The organism is Microvirga lotononidis (assembly GCF_034627025.1).
Classification (GTDB): Bacteria; Pseudomonadota; Alphaproteobacteria; order Rhizobiales; family Beijerinckiaceae; genus Microvirga; species Microvirga lotononidis.
In genome coordinates this window covers 459,946-480,964 of the sequence record NZ_CP141048.1, presented here as the reverse complement: position 1 = coordinate 480,964, position 21,019 = coordinate 459,946, and the positions used below count along the sequence as shown (strand labels likewise).

Genomic DNA, 21,019 nt, shown 5'->3' with positions numbered 1-21,019 from the left:
CAGGTGGATGCCACCTACGGAACCGACCCGATGGTCGAAGACGCGAACGGCGCATCGCCGCGTGCTTCCGCGCGACGTCCGAAGCGTGGCATCCTCGGTCACGCCCGCGAGCTGTTCCGTCTGCGTCACGACAAGAGCACCTCGCGCGTGGGCCTCGCGGCCGCGTGCTTCGTCGGGCTATTCAGCCTCATCGGCGGACGCCTCGTCTTTCTCGCCGTCACGAGCGAGAACACGAGCGAGGTACGCCGCGCGGCTTCGTCGGAAATTTCCGCCGCCCGCCCCGACATCGTCGACCGCAACGGCGAGATCCTGGCGACCGACGTGAAGATGGTGTCGGTGTTCGCTGAGCCGCGCAACATCATCGACAAGGACGAGGCGGTCGAGCTTCTCACCGCCGTCCTGCCCGATCTCGATGCCACGGATCTTCGCAACAAGCTCGGCACCAAAAAGGGTTTCGTCTGGGTCAAGCGCGAGATCACGCCGCGCCAGCAGGCGGAAGTGCATCGCCTCGGCATTCCCGGCATCGGATTCCTGCCGGAGAACAAGCGCATCTATCCCAATGCGGAAGCCGCCGCCCACGTGCTCGGCTTCGCCAACGTGGACAATGTCGGCATCGCCGGGATGGAGAAATACATCGACAGCATGGGGCTGCAGGATCTCAACGGCGCGGGTTTCAACATCTCCGCCGCCGACCTGAAGCCGGTTCAGCTGTCCCTCGATCTACGCGTGCAGCATGCCCTGCGCGACGAACTCGTGAAGGGCATGGCGAAGTTCAAGGCCAAGGCCACGGCGGGCGCGATCCTGGACGTGAACACCGGCGAGATCATCGCCCTCGTGTCGCTGCCGGACTACGATCCCAACAACCCGGTGGATGCACTCGACAAGGACCGGATCAACCGCATCAATGTCGGCGTGTTCGAGATGGGCTCGACCTTCAAGGCGTTGACGGTCGCGATGGCGCTCGATTCCGGCAAGTACAACATCAACTCGACCTTCGATGCGCGCTCCGGGCTGCGCTACGGCAAGTTCACCATCGGCGATTACCATGCCACGCACCGGGTGCTCACCACGCCGGAGGTCTTCGTGCACTCCTCCAACATCGGCACCGCGCGCATGGCGCTCGGCATCGGCGTGGAAGGTCACAAGACGTTCCTGCGCAAGATGGGCCAGCTCTCGCGCCTTGAGACCGAGCTGCCCGAAAGCGCCCTGCCGATCATTCCGCCGCGCTGGGGCGAACTCAACACCATGACCATCGCGTTCGGCCACGGCCTCGCGGTCGCGCCCTTGCAGGCGCTCATGGCCGTCGGCGCTCTGGTCAATGGCGGCGTGCTGATCAAGCCGACTTTCCTGAAGCGCACCGAGGCCGAGGCGAGGCAGAATGCCCTGCAGGTGATCAAGCCCGAGACCAGTGAGGCCATGCGCTACGTCATGCGTCTCAACGCATCGGTGCCGGAAGGCTCGGCCAGCTCAGCGGCCATCGCGGGCTTCTTCGTGGGCGGCAAGACCGGCACGGCCGAGAAGGTGATCAACGGCCGCTATTCCAAGAACAAGAACTTCACCACCTTCACGGCGGTGGTTCCGGCCGACAAGCCGAAATACGTGTTCCTCACCATCATGGATGAGCCTCAGGCCGTGGAGGGAACCTATGGGTTCTCGACCGCGGGCTGGAATGCCGGCCCGGTGACCGGCAACATCGTGGAGCGCGTGGCCCCGATGCTCGGCGTGCCGCCGCGTTTCGAGGCACCGTCGCAGCCATTCCCGCTGATGTCGCGCTTGGGCGCCTGGGGCAGCAATCGATGAACGAAAAGACCAAGCAACTCGGCGACCTGATCGTTGAAGCACAGGGGCATGAACATGCCCCTCTTGCCGTTTCGAAGATCGCCTCCGACAGCCGCAAGGTGGAGAAGGGAACCCTGTTCTTCGCCGTGCCCGGCACGAAGGTGGACGGCATGAGCTTCGTGCCGCAGGCAGTGGCGGCCGGCGCGGTCGCGATCGTCGGCGAGGCCGCGCGTCCTGCCGATCTGCCTTCCCATGTCGCCTATGTTCAGGTTGACGACGTGCGTCGCACGCTGGCTCTCGCGGCAGCACGCTTCTATCCGGGGCAGCCGGAGAAGGTCGTGGCCGTCACGGGGACGAGCGGCAAGAGCTCGGTGGCCGATTTCACGCGCCAGCTCTTCGCTCATCTGGGATACAAGTCTGCGAGCGTCGGCACGCTCGGCATCATCACGTCCGACGGCGCCGCCTATGGCTCGCTCACGACGCCGGATCCGATTTCCCTGCACGAGAGCTTCGACCGGCTGGCCCGTGACGGCGTCACGCGCCTTGCCATGGAAGCGTCCTCGCACGGCATCGATCAGCGCCGCCTCGACGGCGTGCGCCTTCAGGCTGCGGGCTTCACCAATCTCGGCCGCGATCATCTCGATTACCACGCGACGACGGAAGCCTATGCCAAGGCGAAGATGCGCCTGTTCGATACGCTTCTGCCTGGCGACGCGCCCGCCATCATCAATGCGGACGGACCCTATTCGGATGTCTTCCTGCAGGGCGCGCGTGACCGCGGGCTGACGCTCATCACCACGGGGAGCATGGGCGAGACGATCCGTCTCGTCGAAGCCTGCACCGAGGGTTTCACCCAGGCGCTCACCGTCGAGGCGTTCGGAAAGACCATCCGCACGACGCTCCCGCTGCTCGGAGCCTTCCAGGTCGAAAACGCCCTCGTGGCGGCGGGCCTCGTTCTTGCGGTCGAAGGCGAGGGGAGGGCCGAGGAGGTGCTGGAGGGCTTCAAGACCCTCAAGGGCGTGTCTGGCCGCCTGGAGCAGGTGGGCGAGGTCGATGGCGCGATCTGCATCGTCGATTACGCGCACAAGCCCGACGCGCTCGCTCATGTACTCGATGCCCTGCGTCCTTTCGTGAAGGGCCGTCTCGTCTGCATCGTCGGCTGCGGCGGCGACCGGGACCGGGGAAAGCGTCCGCTCATGGGTCGCATCGCCTCCGAGAAGGCGGATATAGTCATCGTCACGGACGATAATCCTCGATCCGAGGATCCGGCCGCCATTCGGGCCGAAGTCCTGAAAGCCGCGCCCGGCGCGCGGGAGATCGGCGACCGGGCCGAGGCCATTCGCACGGCCGTGAAGGAGCTTCGGCAGGGCGATATTCTGGTCGTGGCCGGCAAAGGTCATGAAACGGGCCAAATCATCGGCGACCGGACCCTGCCGTTCTCGGATCACGAAGAGGTCCGGGCGGCTATTGCGGAGAGGCAGGGATGAGTTCGCCCCTTTGGACCTTGGATGAAATCCTAGCCGCCACCGGCGCCCGCGTCGGTGGTGGCTTTGCACAGGCGACAGGCGCGTCCATCGACACGCGGACCCTGGAGCCCGGCGATCTTTACTTCGCCATCAAGGGCGACGTGCACGACGGGCACGATTTCGTGGCGGCGGCCCTGGAGAAGGGTGCAGCGGCGGCTGTCGTGTCGGAGGACAAGGCTCCCGCATTCAAGGAGTCCGACAGGCTCATCATCGTGCCGGACGTGCTCGAAGCCATGCGCCAACTCGGACGCGCGGCGCGTCGGCGCACGAATGCGAAGATCGTCGCCATCACGGGTTCCGTGGGCAAGACCGGCACGAAGGAGGCCATGCGACTCGCGCTCGCCCGTCAGGGCGCGACCCATGCCTCGGTGGCTTCCTACAACAACCATTGGGGCGTGCCGCTGACCCTTTCCCGCATGCCATGCGAGACCGCTTTCGGCGTGTTCGAGATCGGCATGAACCATGCCTACGAGATCCTGCCGCTGACCGGCATGGTGCGCCCGCACGTGGCCGTGATCACCACCGTCGAGCCGGTCCATATCGAGTTCTTCCCCTCGCTGTGGGGCATCGCCGATGCCAAGGGCGAAATCTTTTCAGGGCTGGAACCCGGCGGCACGGCGGTCATCAACCGCGACAACGCCTATTTCGAGCGCATGCGCGCCCATGCCACTGCGTCCCCGGCCGGTCGCGTGGTCACCTTCGGCGAGCATGAAGCGGCCGATATCCGGGCTCACCGCATCATCGTGAAGCCGGATCACTCGATCGTGGATGCGACGATCTTCGGCCAGCCCCTGACCTACCGGATCGGCACGGCAGGCCGGCATATCGCGCTCAATTCCCTGAGCGTGCTCGCCGCCTCCCATGCCCTCGGCGCCGACCTCGCCCTGGTGGCGCTCTCGTTCGCGGAGCTGAAGCCGCCGGTCGGGCGCGGCGAGCGGACCATGCTTGCCCTCGGCGACGATGAGGCATTGCTGATCGACGAGAGCTACAACGCCAATCCCGCTTCCATGCGCGCGGCCTTCGCCAATCTGGGAGCCGTCGAACTCGGGCGCGGCGCACGGCGGATCGCCGTCCTGGGCGACATGAAGGAACTGGGCGAAACGGGTCCCCGTCTGCACGCCGAGCTCGCGGAGGCCGTCGAGGCGAACAGGATCGACCTTCTGTTCGCAGCCGGCCCGCTGATGCAGAACCTCGTGGATGCGCTGCCGAAGGCCAAAGTCGCCGCCCATGCCGAAACCTCGGCCGAACTGGTCGAGGCGGTCTGCGCGGCCGTCCGCCCCGGCGACGCAATTACGGTCAAGGGCTCGCTCAGCATGAAGATGGCCCTGGTTGTCAAAGCTCTGAAAGAACGTTACGGCGCGAGCCCAACGGCAAACGCGCTGAAAGGATGATCGATGTTAACCTGGTTGGCTGATCTCAGCCCCTATTTCAGTCCGCTCAATATCTTCCGCTACATCACGTTCCGCACCGGCGGCGCGACGGCGACCGCCTTGCTGATCGTCTTCCTCTTCGGCCCGTGGATGATCTCGCTCCTGCGCCTGCGCCAGGGGAAGGGGCAGCCGATCCGCGAGGATGGACCGCAATCGCACCTTCTCACCAAGCGCGGCACGCCGACCATGGGCGGCCTCATGATCCTGGCGGGTGTGCTGATCTCGACGCTGCTGTGGGCGAACCTTGCGAACCACTATGTCTGGGTCGTGCTGTTCGTCACCGTGGGCTTCGGGGCCATCGGCTTCTACGACGATTATCTGAAAGTGACGAAGCAGTCGCACAAGGGCTTCTCGGGCCGCTCGCGCCTCGCCATCGAGGCGCTGATCGCGGCGGTCGCCTGCCTGGCGATCTCCTACATGGCGACGCCGGGGCTTGCGAACAAGCTTGCGCTGCCCTTCTCGAAGGAACTGATCTTCAATCTCGGCTGGTTCTACATCGTCTTCGCAGGCTTCGTGATCGTCGGCGCCGGCAATGCGGTCAACATCACCGACGGTCTCGACGGTCTCGCGATCGTGCCCGTGATGATCGCGGCCGGCACCTTCGGCTTCATCGCCTATCTCACCGGTAACGCGGTGTTCTCCAACTACCTGCAGATCCACTTCGTGCCCGGCACCGGCGAGCTTGCGGTCATCTGCGGCGCGCTCATCGGGGCGGGCCTTGGCTTCCTCTGGTTCAACGCGCCTCCGGCCCAGATCTTCATGGGCGACACGGGCTCGCTCGCCCTCGGCGGTCTTCTCGGCACCATCGCGGTGGCCGCCAAGCATGAATTCGTCCTCGCCATCGTGGGCGGCCTCTTCGTGCTGGAGATCATGTCCGTGATCATCCAGGTCACGTCGTTCAAGCTCACCGGCAAGCGCGTCTTCAAGATGGCACCGATCCATCACCATTTCGAGCAGCTGGGCTGGACCGAGCCGCAGGTGGTAATCCGATTCTGGATCATCGCCGTCGTGCTGGCGCTCACCGGCCTCGCCACCCTCAAGCTGAGGTAAGGCGCATGATCCCGGTCACCACCTTCGCGGGCAAAACGGTCGCGCTCTTCGGGCTCGGCGGGTCGGGGCTGGCGACGGCGCTCGCCCTGAAGGCGGGCGGTGCGCACGTGGTCGCCTGCGACGACAATCCGGCCAAGATGGCGGAAACCGCTGCCAAGGGCATCGAGACTGCCGATCTACGCCATGCGGATTGGTCGCGTTTCGCATCCTTCATCCTTTCGCCCGGTGTGCCGCTGACGCATCCCGAGCCGCATTGGTCGGCGAAGCTGGCGAAAGGGGCGGGCGTCGAGATCATCGGCGACATCGAGCTGTTCTGCCGCGAGCGGGCGAAGATCGCGCCGAACGCGCCGTTCGTGGCGATTACCGGCACCAACGGCAAGTCCACCACGACGGCATTGATCGCGCATATCCTGCGCGAAGCCGGCCGCGACGTGCAAATGGGCGGGAATATCGGCACGGCGATTCTGTCGCTCGAGCCCCCGTCCGACGACCGCATTCACGTGATCGAATGCTCCTCGTTCCAGATCGACCTGACGCCTTCGCTGGCCCCCACGATCGGTGTCCATCTCAACCTCTCGCCCGATCATATCGACCGGCATGGGACGATGGAGCTCTATGCGGCCATCAAGGAGCGGCTGGTCGCGAAGGCGGGGCTTGCCGTCATCGGGGTCGACGATCCGATGAGCCGCGCGATCGCCGAGGCCTGCGAGGCCAGGGGCGTGAACGTGGCGCGGGTCTCGGTCGAGCCGCTCGGCACTAAGGGCGTCTTCGCCGATGGGGAAACGCTTGTCGGCGTGACGGATACCGACGCTGCGCCCATGGCCGGCCTGTCGGGAATCGGATCCTTGCGTGGCGCGCACAATGCGCAGAACGCCGCCGCGGCGGTCGCGGTCGCCCTGGCCCTCAACGTGTCTCCGGAGACAATCCGGTCCGGCCTCTCCACCTTCCCCGGCCTGCCGCATCGCATGGAGGAGGTCGGCCGAATCCGCGACGCTCTCTTCATCAACGACTCGAAGGCCACCAACGCTGATTCCACCGAGAAGGCGCTGAAGTCGTTCGATTCCATTTTCTGGATCCTCGGCGGCAAGGCGAAGGAAGGCGGCATCGAGCCGCTGAGATCCTACTTCCCGAAGATCCGCAAGGCTTATCTCATCGGCGCCGCCTCCGACGAGTTCGCCAAGACCCTCGGTGCGGACGTTCCGCATGTTCTTTGCGGAACCCTCGACAGGGCCGTGGCGCAGTCGGCCTCCGATGCGCGGGCGCTCGGCGCGCCCGCCGTCGTGCTGCTGTCGCCGGCCTGCGCGTCCTACGATCAATTTCCCAATTACGAAGTGCGCGGAAACCACTTCCGCGATCTGGTCCGGGCACTACCCGGCATCGAAGCCAAGGGGGCTTGAAGATGGTCTCACGCGCGGAACGCTCGGCTTTCGGCGATTGGTGGTGGACGGTCGACCGTCTGCTCCTCGCAGGTCTCGCCATCCTCATGCTGGCGGGCCTCGTCTTCCTCATGGCGGGCGGTCCGCCGGTCGCGGAGCGCCTCGGGCTCTCCACGTTCCACTTCGTGAACCGGCAGGTGATGTTCCTCATCCCGGCGCTGTTCATCATGATCCCGGTCTCGTTCCTGTCGCTGCGCCACATCCGGCGCCTGGCGCTGCTGGTCTATGCCATCGGCATGGCGCTCATCCTGCTGGCGTTCCAGTACGGGCCCGAGATCAAGGGCGCGCATCGCTGGATCATGATCGGCCCGCTCGGCCTGCAGCCGTCGGAATTCGTGAAGCCCGCCTTCGTGGTCCTCTCCGCCTGGGCCTTCTCGGAAGGCGCGCGGCGCAAGGACGTGCCGGGCACGCTTCTGGCGCTCCTCCTTCTGCCCGCCACCATCGTGCCGCTCATCCTCCAGCCCGATTTCGGCCAGACCATGCTCGTCACCATCGTGTGGTGCGGGCTGTTCTTCATCGCCGGGCTGCACTGGTTCTGGGTGATGGGCCTCGGCGGCGCGGGACTTGTCGGCATCGTGGCGGCCTATGAATTCCTGCCGCACGTGCGCGCCCGCATCGAGCGCTTCCTCGACAAGGATTCCGGCGACACCTTCCAGGTCGACACGGCGATGGAATCCTTCGCCCGCGGCGGCTGGCTCGGACGCGGCCCGGGTGAGGGATCGGTGAAGCGCATCCTGCCGGATGCCCATACCGACTTCATCTTCGCCGTCACGGCGGAAGAGTTCGGCATCATCGTGTGCATCGCGCTGCTCCTCGTCTTCGCCTTCATCGTGCTGCGCGGCCTGACGCTCGCGCGCCGCAGCGAGGATACGTTCTGCCGCCTCGCGGCCACGGGCCTCATCTTCATGTTCGGCCTGCAGGCCTGCATCAACATGATGGTGAACGTGCACCTCATGCCCGCCAAGGGCATGACGCTGCCGTTCATCTCCTATGGCGGCTCTTCGCTGCTCTCGCTCGCGCTCGGCATGGGCTTCCTCATCGCGCTCACGCGGCGGCGCCCGCGCGCCGAGATGATGGATACGTACAATCAGGATTGGCCGCGCGGATGAACGCTCCTCTCATCCTCCTGACCGCCGGCGGGACCGGCGGTCATTTGTTTCCGGCCGAAGCGCTGGCGAACGCCCTGAAGGCCTCCGGCGTCAGGGTGGCGCTCGCCACCGACAAGCGCGCGAATGCCTATGCGGGCTCGTTCCCGGCCGACGAGATCGTCGAGATCCCGTCCGCCACGCCGTCCGGCCGTTCGCTGCCGCAGATGGTGAAGGCCGCGCTGCTGCTGGGGCGGGGGACCCTGAAGGCCGCCTCCCTCATCCGCGCCATGAAGCCGGCCGTGGTCGTCGGCTTCGGCGGCTATCCCACCGTGCCGCCCGTCCTGGCCGCGTCCTTCCTCAAGGTGCCGACGGTGATCCACGAGGCGAACGGCGTGATGGGACGGGCCAACCGGCTCCTCGCCCGCCGCGCCACCGTGATCGCCACGGGCTTCGCCGGCATCAAGGGGGTCCCGGCGAACGTGCCGGGCAAGACCATTCACACCGGCAACCCGATCCGCCCCGCCGTGCTCGATGCCGCGCGGCAGCCCTATGCCGGCCTGGATTCCGACGGCAAGCTCCGTCTCCTCGTCGTCGGCGGGAGCCAGGGCGCCCGGGTGATGAGCGATGTGGTGCCCCCCGCCGTCGAGCGCCTGCCGGCCGACCTGCGGGCGCGGGTCGCCATTACCCAGCAGGCCCGGGGCGAGGATCTGGATCGGGTCCGGGCGCACTACCGGCGGCAGGGCGTGCAATTCGAGGCCGAGCCTTTCTTCAAGGACCTGCCGCACCGGCTGGCCGAGGCCGGTCTGGTGGTGTCCCGCTCCGGCGCTTCGACCGTGGCGGAGCTCGCAGTGATCGGCCGTCCGTCCATTCTCGTGCCCCTGCCGGGCTCCCTCGATCAGGACCAGGCGGCCAACGCCAAAACCCTGGGAGATCTGGGCGCTGCCATCGTTTGTCCGCAATCGGACTTCACCCCTGAGAGGCTGGCTCAGGAAATTCAGCTCTTTTTTCAAGAGCCTGACCGCTTGACCAGAGCCGCCGCCGCTGCACATAGCGCCAGCATCACGGATGCGGCGGAACGTCTGGCGCAGGCCGTTCTCACCCTTGTCCCTTCGAACAATAACGGAAAAAACCCATGAAACTGCCGCCGAAGCTTGGTCCCATTCACTTCATCGGCATCGGCGGCATCGGCATGTCGGGCATCGCCGAAGTCATGCACAACCTGGGTTACACGGTTCAGGGTTCGGACGCGGCCGACAATTACAACGTCAGGCGCCTCAACGATAAGGGCATCAGGACCTTCATCGGCCACAAGGCCGAGAACGTGGAGGATGCGGAGATCGTCGTGGTCTCGACCGCGATCAAGCGCGACAACCCGGAGCTGGTCGTCGCCCGCGAGAAGCGCCTGCCGGTCGTGCGCCGGGCCGAGATGCTGGCCGAACTCATGCGCTTCAAGTCCTGCGTCGCGGTGGCGGGCACCCACGGCAAGACGACGACGACCTCCCTGGTCGCGACGCTGCTCGATGCGGGCGGGCTCGATCCCACGGTCATCAACGGCGGCATCATCAACGCTTACGGCACCAATGCGCGCATGGGCGACGGCCAGTGGATGGTGGTGGAGGCGGACGAATCCGACGGCACCTTCCTGAAGCTCCCGGCGGACGTGGCCATCGTGACCAACATCGATGCCGAGCACCTCGATCATTTCGGCACCTACGACGCGATCAAGGACGCCTTCCACTCCTTCATCAACTCGATCCCGTTCTACGGTTTCGCCGTGATGTGCATCGACCATCCGACCGTGCAGGACCTCGTGGGCCGCATCGAGGACCGGCGCATCATCACCTATGGCGAGAACCCGCAGGCCGACGTGCGCATCATGGATGTCGATCCGCGCGGCGGCCAGACCAAGTTCCGCGTCATGATCCGCGACCGCCGTCCCGGCTTCCGCCTCGAGCTGGAAGACCTCGTGCTGCCGATGCCCGGCGCGCATAACGCGCTCAACGCCACGGCGGCGATCGCGGTCGCGCACGAACTCGGCGTCACGCCCGATGCGATCCGCAAGGCGCTCGCGGGCTTCGGCGGCGTGAAGCGGCGCTTCACCCGCACGGGCGAGTGGAACGGCGTCACGGTGTTCGACGATTACGGCCACCATCCCATCGAGATCGCCGCCGTGCTCAAGGCCGCGCGCGCCTCGACCGAGGGCCAAGTCATCGCCGTGGTGCAGCCGCACCGCTATTCGCGCCTGTCGTCCCTGTTCGACCAGTTCTGCACCTGCTTCAACGATGCGGACGCGGTCGTCGTCGCGCCGGTCTACGCGGCGGGCGAGCAGCCCATTCCCGGCGCCGACCGCGACAGCCTCGTGTCGGGCCTCAAGGCGCGCGGCCACCGCAACGTGATGTCGCTCGAAAAGTCCGAGGATCTCGCGGGCCTCATCAAGGGCGTGGCGAGACCGGGCGATTACGTGATCTGCCTTGGCGCCGGCAACATCACCCAATGGGCCTACGCCCTGCCGGGCGAGCTCGAGGTTCTGGGCGAGAAGGCGGCCTGATGTTTGCCGATATCGTTCCCAGCCTGAAAGCCGCCATGCCCGAACTGCGCGGCAAGCTGGAGGCCAATGCGCCGACGGCGCCGCTGTCGTGGTTTCGCACGGGCGGACCGGCGCAGGTGCTGTTCACCCCGGCCGACGCGGAGGATCTCGCGCATTTCCTGCAGCGTCTCGACCGCGCCATACCGGTTCTCGTGGTCGGCCTCGGCTCCAACCTGCTCATCCGCGACGGCGGTTGGGAAGGCGTGATCATCCGCTTGGGCAAAGGCTTCGCTGAGGTGTCGGTCGAGCCGAGTCTGCGCGTGCGGGCCGGCGCCGGTGCGCCAGATGTGAAGGTGGCGCGGGCTGCGGCGGAAGCCGGCATTGCCGGGCTGTCCTTCCTGCGCGGCATCCCTGGCGCCATCGGCGGGGCTCTGCGCATGAACGGCGGCGCCTATGGTGGCGAGACGAAGGACGTGCTCGTCGAGGCGAAGGGCGTCACGCGGACCGGCGAGACGGTGCGCTTCACCAATGCGCAGATGGGTTTCACCTATCGCCATTCCGGCGTGCCGGACGACGTGATCTTCACCGAAGCCTTGTTCGAGGGCCGTTCCGGCAATCCGGAAGAAATTCTGGCCGAGATGAACGCCATCACCGAGGCGCGCTCCTCCACGCAGCCGGTCAATACAAGGACGGGCGGCTCTACCTTCAAGAACCCGCCGGGCCGGAAGGCCTGGGAGCTGGTCGATGCGGCGGGCTGCCGTGGGCTTCGCATCGGCGATGCCCAGGTGTCGGAGATGCACTGCAACTTCCTCATCAACCACGGCTCCGCCTCCGCGGCCGACATCGAAGGGTTGGGGGAAGAGGTGCGCCGCCGCGTCCGCGAGATGACGGGCGTGGAGCTCGAATGGGAAATCAAGCGCGTTGGCTTGGCGAAGGCCTGATTCGCAGCATTCATTGACAATCCCGGAGCGGCCGGGTGCATGACGGGGAGAGAGCCATGGCGAAGCACGTTGCCATCCTCTATGGCGGCTGGTCCGCGGAACGCGCGGTGAGCCTCGCATCGGGCAAGGCCTGCTGCGGGGCCCTGGAGGATCTGGGCTACAAGGTCACCCCCATCGACGTGCAGCCCGACATCGCCACCGTGCTGCAGGCCGTCGCGCCCGACGTGGTGTTCAACGCCCTCCATGGCCGGGTCGGCGAGGATGGAACCATCCAGGGTCTGCTGGAAGTCTTAAGAATTCCCTATACCCATTCCGGCGTCCTCGCCTCGGCACTCGCCATGCAGAAGGACAAGGCCAAAATGGTCATGGCGGCGGCGGGCATTCCCGTGCCCCAAGGTAAAGTTGTTAACCGTCTGGAGGCGGCCAAAAGCCACGTTCTTCCGGCTCCATACGTGATCAAACCGGTCAACGAAGGCTCGTCCGTCGGCGTCATCATCGTCCGCGAGGACCGCTCCCATCCGCCCCAGGAACTGACCCGCGAAGACTGGGCCTTCGGCGAAAAAGTCCTTGTAGAATCATATGTTGCGGGCCGGGAGCTCACCTGCGCGGTCATGGGCGACAGGGCTCTCGGGGTCATCGATATCCAGCCTGCCACAGGGGTCTTCTACGATTACGATGCGAAATATGTGAAGGGCGGCTCCATTCACGTCCTCCCGGCAGAAATTAAACCGAATATTTACCAAAAGGTCCAAGAGTTGGCGTTAACGGCGCATCAAGCGCTCGGCTGTCGGGGAATCAGCCGTGCCGACTTGCGGTACGACGACACTCCCGGTGGGACCGGGGAACTCGTTGTTCTCGAGGTCAACACCCAACCCGGCATGACCGAGACGAGCTTGGTGCCAGAACTGGCAGCCCACGCGGGCTATTCGTTTGGCGAGCTTGTGCAATGGATGGTGGAGGACGCTACCTGCAACCGATGACGGCCTACCCGGCCGGATTCGTCGTTGCGCGCTCTGCCCCCGGTCAGCGGGGGGCGGGCGCCGCCCCCTTCAAGAAGCCCTCGCGAATCACGAGATTCTTCGGTTCCTCGCGCAGCGTGCGTCGGCGTTCGGCCAGCGTTCCGCTTGAGCGGCGTCTTCCTCGCTTTCTCGGAACGGGCCTTGCCCTCGGCTTCTTCGGCGCCGTGGTCGGCTTCGGTCTCTGGCAGGGCGGCCACATCGACGGCTTCGTCCGCGAATACGGCGAGCCCCACCATGCCCTCGCGCGGGCGGTCGGTCTCGGCCTCGATCAGGTGACGATCTCCGGCATCTCGCAGATGACCGAGAAGGAAGTTCTCGCCGCGGCCGGCATCAATTCGAAGCTGTCGCTCGCCTTCCTCGACGTGAACGACTTGCGCGAGCGGCTCGAGCGCGTGCCGATGGTGAAGACGGCGACCGTGCGCAAACTCTATCCGAACGAGCTCGTCATCACGCTCACGGAGCGCGAGGCACACGGGGTCTGGCAGAACAACGGCGAATTGTTCGTGATCGCCGCCGACGGCACGGTCATCGACCTGATGCAGGACGAACGCTACCTCGACCTGCCGTTCGTGGTGGGCGAGGGCGCCAACACCCGCAGCAAGGAATATCTCGCGCTGCTCGGGGCCGCGGGCCCGCTCAAGGGCCGCATCCGTGCGGGCACCCTCGTGGCCGGGCGGCGCTGGACGCTGAAGATGGACAACGGCATGGACGTGCGCCTGCCGGAGCTCGGGGCGGCCGATGCGCTGGCCCGTCTCGTGAAGCTCGAGAACGAGCAGAAGATTCTGGAAAAGGACGTGCTGGCGATCGATCTGCGCATGGCGGATCGCGTCGTCGTCCGACTGACGGAAGAGGCAGCCCTGGCCCGCGCCGAGGCGCTCAAGAAGAAACCAATGCGCGGCAAGGGGGTCGATACATGAGTCTCTCGGGTCACGGTTTGACGCCACGCCTGAAGCCGCTGTCCGCGCGCAAGAGCGCCATCCTGTCGGTCCTCGACGTGGGAACGAGCAAGGTGGTCTGCGTCGTGGCGGAACTGAAGCCGGCCGACGAGGTCGAGGCTCTGCGCAGCCGCACCCATGTGGCGCGCATCCTCGGCATCGGCCACCAGCGCTCCATGGGCCTCAAGGGTGGCGTGGTCGTCGATCTGGAAGCGGCCGAAACGGCGATTCGCCAGGCGGTGCACGCCGCCGAGCGGATGGCGAAGGTCGAGATCCAGTCGGTGATCGTCAATCTCACCGGCGGGCGCCTCGCGTCCGAGCATTTCGAGGCGCATATCCCCGTCCGCGGCGCGGTGAGCTCCGGCGACATCCATCGCGTACTCGATGCTGCGTCGAGCTACGACCTGCGTCGCGGTCGGACGGTCCTGCACGCCCTGCCGACCGGCTTCTCGCTTGACCGGCAGAATCACATCGTCGATCCCGCCGGCATGATCGGCGAGCGCCTCGGTGCTGATCTGCACGTGGTCACGTCGGAAGCGGCGGCGGCGCGCAACCTGATGCTCGCGGTCGAGCGCTGCCATCTCGGCGTCGAGGCCGTGATCGCCACGCCTTACGCGGCGGGCCTGTCCGCTCTCGTCGACGACGAGGCCGACATGGGCTGCGCCGTGGTGGACATGGGCGGCGGCACCACGAGCGTCGGCATCTTCTCCAACGGGCATCTGGTTCATTCCGATGCCATCGCGGTCGGCGGTCACCACGTGACCATGGACATCGCGCGCGGCCTCACGACCCGCGTGTCCGCAGCCGAACGGCTCAAGACTCTTTACGGCTCCGCCATCACGTCGAGCGCGGATGACCGGGACATGATCGCGGTGCCGCAGGTCGACGAGGACGAACGGGACGTTCCGAATCATCTGCCGAAGTCGCACCTCGTTCGCATCATCAAGCCGCGGGTCGAGGAAGTTCTCGAACTCGTGCGCGACCGGTTGAAAGGCGCGGGCTTTGCGGCCCAGGCCGGACGGCGGGTCGTGCTGACGGGCGGCGCGAGCCAGCTCGTCGGGCTGCCGGAAACGGCGCGCCGCATCTTGCAGGGCCAGGTTCGTGTCGGGCGTCCGCTCGGCATCAAGGGCTTGCCTGAAGCGGCAAAGGGCCCTGCCTTTTCGGCGGTGGTCGGCCTCCTGGTTTATCCGCAGGTGGCACATATCGAGTATTTCGAGCCGCGCTCCAGCGGCTTGTTTCAGAGTACGGGAACCGACGGCTACTTCTCGCGAGTGGGCCGCTGGATTCGCGAGAGTTTTTAAACCGAGTAACGCGTTGGCGCGGCGGGCCATCGTGATGAGTTCAAGTTAACCAGGGTCAGCGTCCGCCAAACGCTCATCAGTACAAGGCCAGAAGAGGCACAGGTCATGGCTATCAATCAGCAAGCTCCGGACATCCGGGAACTCAGGCCGCACATCACGGTTTTCGGCGTCGGCGGTGCCGGCGGCAATGCCGTGAACAACATGATTGAATCCGGTCTGGAGGGCGTCGAGTTCGTAGTGTCCAACACCGACGCGCAGGCACTGGCCTCGTCCAAGGCGCAGCGCGTGGTCCAGATGGGCATTCAGGTGACGGAAGGCCTCGGCGCCGGCTCGCAGCCGGAAGTCGGCCGCGCGGCCGCCGAAGAGGTGATCGACGAAATCCGCGATCAGCTCGCCGGCTCGCACATGGTGTTCATCACCGCCGGCATGGGCGGCGGCACCGGCACGGGTGCGGCTCCCGTCGTGGCACGGGCGGCCCGCGAGCTCGGTATACTGACTGTCGGCGTCGTCACGAAGCCGTTCCAGTTCGAGGGCGTGCGCCGCATGCGTCTCGCCGAGGCCGGCATCAACGAGCTGCAGCAGGCGGTGGACACGCTCATCGTGATCCCGAACCAGAACCTGTTCCGCGTCGCCACCGAGAAGACGACCTTCGCGGACGCCTTCGCCATGGCCGACCAGGTGCTCTATTCCGGCGTCGCCTGCATCACCGACCTGATGGTGAAGGAAGGCCTCATCAACCTCGACTTCGCCGACGTGCGCTCCGTCATGCGCGGCATGGGCAAGGCCATGATGGGCACGGGCGAGGCTTCGGGCGAGAAGCGCGCCATCCGGGCGGCCGAAGCGGCCATCGCGAACCCGCTCCTCGACGACGTGTCGATGAAGGGCGCGCGCGGCCTGCTCATCTCGATCACGGGCGGCAACGACCTCACCCTCTACGAACTCGACGAAGCCGCGACCCGCATCCGCGAGGAAGTGGACCAGGATGCCAACATCATCCTCGGCGCGACCTTCGACGAAAGCCTGGAAGGCATCATCCGCGTCTCCGTCGTGGCGACCGGCATCGACCACGCCATGCTGGAGAACGGCGGCGACCTGACGGCCACCGAGCAGCGCATCTCCGAGGTGGCCGAGCGCCTGCGCGCCGAGGCCCGCGCCCGGGCCACGACGCCCCAGGCGACGCCGACCTTTCGCTCCGCCGCCCAAGCCGAACCGGTGAAGGCGGCTCCGATCCTGGCCCAGAGCACGGCCGCCATGGCCTCCGCCCCCGTTACGGCACCGGCACCCATCGCCGCGGCCCAGCCGGTCGAGCCTGCGCCGCAGCCCATGATCCGCGACGACGTGGTCCTGACGCCGGCCCAGCCCCGTCAGGCGGTGGCCTACGAGACTCCCGCCCCTCAGGCCCAGGTCTACGAAGAGCCGATGGAGCAAGGCGCCTTCATCCCGCCGCAGGCGGAGCGCGCCATGCGCCCGGCCCGGATGCCGCGAATCGACGAGCTGCCGATGCCGGCACAGAATCAGATTCGCGCCAGCCGCGGCGAGGAGCCGTCGCACGAGCACAAGCCGTCGCTGATCCAGCGCCTCGCGACCATCGGCTTCGGCCGCCGCGAAGAGACCCAGCACGCTCCCGCCGAGCCGCGCCAGGAGGCTCCGCGCCAGGCCATGTCTTCGGTTCACGCCGAGTACGCCCGTCGGCCCATGCCGGCCCAGGCGCAGCGTCCCCAGCAGGCTCCGATGGCGCCTGCGCCCCGGGGCCACTCGGAAGACGACCAGCTGGAGATTCCCGCCTTCCTGCGCCGTCAGGCCAACTGATTTGACCTGACCGGCCTGTAAGAGCTGTTACAAAAGGGCCCCCAGCCGAACCCGGCTGGGGGCCTTATTCGTTAAAAATCTATTGATATCAATGGGTTGTGAGTTATCCAAATTGTAACACAAAGTAAGAAAGCGTGATTTGGCCTAGCCTGACCGGGGGACTAAGGTGCCTCAACGTTTTAGGGGCAGCGCTAATGAGAAGCCTGCCGGTCGGAAGTCACAAGCAGCAACTGCACCTTCCCCGGCGAAATCGGCTCAGTTTGGCGACAAGGGTAGTTGAGGTTCAGGACTAATGAAGCAAAGCCAGCAAACCACGCTTCGCGCTGCCGTGACCCTCGTTGGAACCGGAGTTCATTCCGGGGACGAAGTGAAGATGATCCTTCACCCGGCTGAAGCGAACCATGGTATTGCTTTCCTGCGCACCGGCCTGGCCGGTGGCCTGGATCGGCTGATCGACGCCCGCCATCTGGCGGTGACCGCAACCGAGCTCTGCACCGTGATCGGTGACCGGGACACCGGCGCCGTGGCCACGATCGAGCACCTGATGGCGGCCCTGTCCGGCCTCGGGATCGACAACGTCCTCGTCGAGATCGACGGGCCGGAGGTTCCGATCCTGGACGGCAGCTCGGCCCCCTTCATCGACGCCATCGACCAGGTCGGCGTCGCGGTGCAGGGCGCCACCCGCCGCTATCTCAAGGTTCTCAAGCCGGTCCGCGTCACCCAGGGCAAGGCCTTTGCTGAGCTTCTTCCCAACGACCGCGCTTTCCGCCTGGACGTGGAGATCGATTTTCCCACTCCGGTGATCGGCCGCCAGCGCAAGGCCATCGACCTTTCGCCCTCCGTCTTCCGCCGTGAAATTTCCCGCGCCCGCACCTTCGGGTTCATGCGCGACGTGGAGAAGCTCTGGAGCGCCGGCTTCGCCCTCGGCGCGTCCCTGGAGAATACGGTCGCCATCGGCGACGACGGCGTCATGAACCCCGAGGGCCTGCGCTACGCGGACGAGTTCGTCCGCCACAAGCTGCTTGACGCGGTCGGCGACCTGTCCCTCGCCGGCCTGCCGCTGCTCGGCACCTACCGGTCCTATTGCGGCGGCCACCGCATGAACTTCTCGGTGCTCGAAGCCCTGTTCTCGAACCGGTCGAACTATGCGATCGTGGACGCCGTTCCCCGTCGCGAGCCGGCTTATGCCGATCTCGGCAGCGTGGCAGCTTCCGTTCTCTCCCCCGAGATGCACTGAGCGGCGGTCCCGGAACGGGGCTCGCGCCTTCCGGGATGGCGCATCGTCAGGCCACCCGCGTCTGCAGGACGAAAGGAGCCGCCCAGGGCGGCTCTCGTCCTGAGCGAAGATCCAAGCGCCCTTTGGCCGCATGATTTCGTGCAGGCTTTCTTAATTCCTATTGGGTAAACCCTCATGTATGGGCTTGGCTCTGGCCCCATGCTTGGGCTAAAGAACCCTGGTGCACCGTTAAAACATCGGGCACGATTTTTGGAGGACCGCGAGGCATGTCGTTCGCGAAGGCTTATTCAGGTATGAAAGGCGCGTCCGCCCGCGCTCTGATCCTCGGCGTTTGCGCCCTGGGGCTCGCTGGCTGCGAATCCCTTGCGTCGATGAACCCGTTCAACAAGAGCGAGACCTACAAGCCCGAGATCGTGGCGAATGCCCCTGCAGAAGAGATCTACAACGACGGTCTTGCCCGGGTGCAGAAGGGCGATTTCGACGGCGCCGTGAAGAAGTTCGGCAGCCTCGACAAGCAGTATCCCTATTCCGAATGGTCCCGTAAGGGGCTGATCATGGAAGCCTATGCCAATTACGAGGGCGGCTTCTATGAGGAATCGATCACCGCTTCCAGGCGTTATCTGCAGAGCTATCCCAACACGTCCGACGCGGCCTACGCCCAGTACCTGATGGCGTCGTCGTATTACGACCAGATCCCGGACATCACCCGCGACCAGGATAAGTCCGAGCGCGCCATCCTGGCGCTGCAGGAACTGATCCAGCGCTATCCGAGCTCCGAGTACGTGGCCGATGCCAAGAAGAAGCTCCAGGTCGCCAGCGATCAGCTCGCGGGCAAGGAACTGGAGGTCGGCCGCTTCTACCTGCAGAAGCGCAACTACGCGGGCGCCATCAACCGCTTCCGCACCGTAGTCTCGCGCTACCAGACGACCCGCCACGTGGAAGAGGCTCTCGAGCGCCTCACCGAGGCCTACATGGCCATGGGCATCGTCAACGAGGCGCAGACCGCTGCCGCCGTTCTCGGCCACAACTTCCCTGACAGTCCTTGGTACAAGGACGCCCATGCTCTGCTGACCAAGGGCGGCGTCGAGCCGCGCGAGGACTCCCAGTCCTGGATCAGCAAGGCCTTCCGTGGCGTTCCGCAGGTCAGTCAGCGTACGGGCTAAGCCTCACCCTCCATGCTCATCCAGCTGACGATCCGCGATATCGTCCTCATCGACAGGCTTGAGCTGCACTTCCATGAGGGGCTGAGCGTCCTCACGGGTGAAACTGGCGCAGGCAAATCCATCCTGCTCGATGCCTTCGCCTTGGCCCTCGGCGGCCGCGGCGACGGCTCGCTTGTGCGCCATGGCGAAGCCCAGGGTCAGGTGACGGCCGTCTTCGACTGTTCCCTCGACCATCCGGCCCGCCGCATCGCGGCGGATGCCGATATCGATGTCGACGGAGATCTGATCCTGCGCCGGGTCCAGGTGGCGGACGGGCGCACCCGCGCCTTCGTCAACGACCAGCCCGTCAGCGTGCAGGTGCTCAAGGCCATCGGCGCGACCCTGGTCGAGATCCACGGCCAGCACGACGACCGTGCCCTGGTCGATCCGGCCACGCATCGCGCGATCCTCGATGCCTTCGGTGGCTTGACGGGTGAAATCCAGGCCGTCGCCGACGCCTCGCGTCGCGTCCGCGAGGCGCGGCATGCCCTGCATGAGCATCGCAACCGCATCGACAAGGCCCGCAAGGAGGCCGACTTCCTGCGCCATGCGGTCGAGGAGCTGACCAAGCTCAACCCGCTCGCCGGAGAGGAGGAAACTCTCGCCGGGCGCCGGGTCGTCATGATGCAGTCCGAGAAGGTGGCCCAGGACCTCAACGAGGCCTACGAGGTCGTCGCCGGCAACACGTCCCCGGTCAACGAGCTCTCGGCGGCCGTGCGCAAGCTCGAGCGCCGCGGTGCCCAGGCGCCGTCGCTTGTCGAGCCCAGCGTCAAGGCCCTGGACGCCGCGCTCGTCGCCATCGACGAGGCGAGGGAAGCCCTCGAAGAGGCGATCCGCGCCACCGAATACGACCCGCGGGAGCTGGAGCAAACCGAGGAGCGCCTCTTTGCCCTGCGCGCCGCGGCCCGCAAATATGATGTTCCGGCCGACGACCTCGCTGCCCTGCGGAAGCGCTTCGAAGAGGATGTCGCCGCCATCGATGCCGGCGAGGAACAGCTCGGCGGTCTGGAAAAGGCTCTCAAGGAGGCCGACGCCGCCTATGTGAAGGCCGCGAAGGCCCTCTCCTCGGGCCGGAAGAAGGCTGCGCAGGCGCTCGACACCGCCGTTCAGGCCGAGCTGCCGCCTCTCAAGCTGGAGCGGGCGCGGTTCATCACCGATATCCAGATCGACGAGACCAGCCGGGACCCCAGCGGTTTCGAGCGGGTCGAGTTCTGGGCGCAGACCAATCCCGGCACACGTCCGGGCCCCCTGATGAAGGTGGCGTCCGGCGGCGAACTGTCCCGCTTCATGCTGGCCCTCAAGGTCGTGCTGGCGGACAAGGGCTCGGCCCCGACCCTGGTCTTCGACGAGATCGACACCGGCGTCGGCGGCGCGGTGGCGGATGCCATCGGCCAGCGCTTGGCGCGTCTGGCAGAGAAGGTGCAAGTCATGGCCGTGACTCACGCGCCTCAGGTCGCCGCCAAGGCCGGCAGCCATTTCCTGATCGCCAAGGAAGGCGTGCGGGGAGCCAAGGACCGGGTCGCAACCCGCGTGATCCCACTGGACGCCGCGCCGCGCCGAGAGGAGATCGCCCGCATGCTTGCGGGCGCGACCATCACCGAGGAAGCGCGCGCGGCGGCCGCGCGGCTGCTCGAAGCGGCAATGCGCTAGAGCCTCGGACCCAAAAGTGGACACCACTTTTGGGATCCATCCGATGCTCCTTCTCTTGGCTGGCGCATCGGATGAGGCTGACCCGGAGG

General features: G+C 66.1%; 16 protein-coding genes. All 16 read left to right on the top strand.

Annotated elements, in window-relative coordinates; all coding sequences use genetic code 11:
- Positions 1–30 precede the first annotated feature (30 nt).
- Positions 31–1,800 carry a peptidoglycan D,D-transpeptidase FtsI family protein gene (locus U0023_RS02110; protein WP_040639112.1) on the top strand — a complete coding sequence of 590 codons (1,770 nt, stop codon included), beginning with the start codon at positions 31–33 and terminating at the stop codon, positions 1,798–1,800.
- Positions 1,797–3,266, top strand: a complete 1,470-nt coding sequence (locus U0023_RS02105; RefSeq protein ID WP_009764005.1) for a UDP-N-acetylmuramoyl-L-alanyl-D-glutamate--2,6-diaminopimelate ligase — start codon at positions 1,797–1,799, stop codon at positions 3,264–3,266. The genes U0023_RS02110 and U0023_RS02105 overlap by 4 nt, the downstream gene beginning before the upstream one ends.
- Positions 3,263–4,696: a UDP-N-acetylmuramoylalanyl-D-glutamyl-2,6-diaminopimelate--D-alanyl-D-alanine ligase gene (locus U0023_RS02100; RefSeq protein WP_009764006.1), complete on the top strand. Its 1,434-nt coding sequence runs from the start codon at positions 3,263–3,265 to the stop codon at positions 4,694–4,696. Before U0023_RS02105 ends, U0023_RS02100 begins: the two co-directional genes overlap by 4 nt.
- A 3-nt stretch (positions 4,697–4,699) precedes the next feature.
- Positions 4,700–5,785 (top strand): phospho-N-acetylmuramoyl-pentapeptide-transferase, encoded by a 1,086-nt coding sequence (gene mraY, locus U0023_RS02095; protein WP_009764007.1) that lies wholly within the window; start codon positions 4,700–4,702, stop codon positions 5,783–5,785.
- A 5-nt stretch (positions 5,786–5,790) separates the two neighbouring features.
- Complete coding sequence (gene murD / locus U0023_RS02090) at positions 5,791–7,182, top strand: UDP-N-acetylmuramoyl-L-alanine--D-glutamate ligase (RefSeq protein WP_009764008.1); 1,392 nt, start codon at positions 5,791–5,793, stop codon at positions 7,180–7,182.
- Between the two features lie 2 nt (positions 7,183–7,184).
- Complete coding sequence (locus U0023_RS02085; RefSeq protein ID WP_009764009.1) at positions 7,185–8,330, top strand: FtsW/RodA/SpoVE family cell cycle protein; 1,146 nt, start codon at positions 7,185–7,187, stop codon at positions 8,328–8,330.
- Positions 8,327–9,445: an undecaprenyldiphospho-muramoylpentapeptide beta-N-acetylglucosaminyltransferase gene (gene murG, locus U0023_RS02080; RefSeq protein ID WP_009764010.1), complete on the top strand. Its 1,119-nt coding sequence runs from the start codon at positions 8,327–8,329 to the stop codon at positions 9,443–9,445. The genes U0023_RS02085 and murG overlap by 4 nt, the downstream gene beginning before the upstream one ends.
- Positions 9,442–10,857, top strand: a complete 1,416-nt coding sequence (gene murC, locus U0023_RS02075) for a UDP-N-acetylmuramate--L-alanine ligase (RefSeq protein ID WP_009764011.1) — start codon at positions 9,442–9,444, stop codon at positions 10,855–10,857. Before murG ends, murC begins: the two co-directional genes overlap by 4 nt.
- A complete protein-coding gene (gene murB, locus U0023_RS02070; protein ID WP_009764012.1) occupies positions 10,857–11,777 on the top strand; it encodes a UDP-N-acetylmuramate dehydrogenase in 921 nt (306 codons plus the stop codon). The genes murC and murB overlap by 1 nt, the downstream gene beginning before the upstream one ends.
- A gap of 56 nt (positions 11,778–11,833) precedes the next feature.
- Complete coding sequence (locus U0023_RS02065) at positions 11,834–12,757, top strand: D-alanine--D-alanine ligase (protein WP_009764013.1); 924 nt, start codon at positions 11,834–11,836, stop codon at positions 12,755–12,757.
- Positions 12,724–13,713 (top strand): cell division protein FtsQ/DivIB, encoded by a 990-nt coding sequence (locus tag U0023_RS02060; RefSeq protein WP_009764014.1) that lies wholly within the window; start codon positions 12,724–12,726, stop codon positions 13,711–13,713. Before U0023_RS02065 ends, U0023_RS02060 begins: the two co-directional genes overlap by 34 nt.
- A complete protein-coding gene (gene ftsA, locus U0023_RS02055) occupies positions 13,710–15,032 on the top strand; it encodes a cell division protein FtsA (RefSeq protein WP_009764015.1) in 1,323 nt (440 codons plus the stop codon). Before U0023_RS02060 ends, ftsA begins: the two co-directional genes overlap by 4 nt.
- Before the next feature lie 105 nt (positions 15,033–15,137).
- Positions 15,138–16,841, top strand: coding sequence for a cell division protein FtsZ (ftsZ, locus tag U0023_RS02050; RefSeq protein WP_009764016.1), 1,704 nt, complete (start codon positions 15,138–15,140; stop codon positions 16,839–16,841).
- Between the two features lie 292 nt (positions 16,842–17,133).
- Positions 17,134–18,078 carry a UDP-3-O-acyl-N-acetylglucosamine deacetylase gene (gene lpxC / locus U0023_RS02045; protein WP_009764017.1) on the top strand — a complete coding sequence of 315 codons (945 nt, stop codon included), beginning with the start codon at positions 17,134–17,136 and terminating at the stop codon, positions 18,076–18,078.
- Between the two features lie 266 nt (positions 18,079–18,344).
- Entirely contained in the window at positions 18,345–19,241 is an 897-nt protein-coding gene (locus U0023_RS02040) for an outer membrane protein assembly factor BamD (RefSeq protein WP_009764018.1), read from the top strand.
- Positions 19,242–19,253: 12 nt separating this feature from the next.
- Positions 19,254–20,930, top strand: coding sequence for a DNA repair protein RecN (gene recN, locus U0023_RS02035; protein ID WP_009764019.1), 1,677 nt, complete (start codon positions 19,254–19,256; stop codon positions 20,928–20,930).
- Positions 20,931–21,019: the final 89 nt, after the last annotated feature.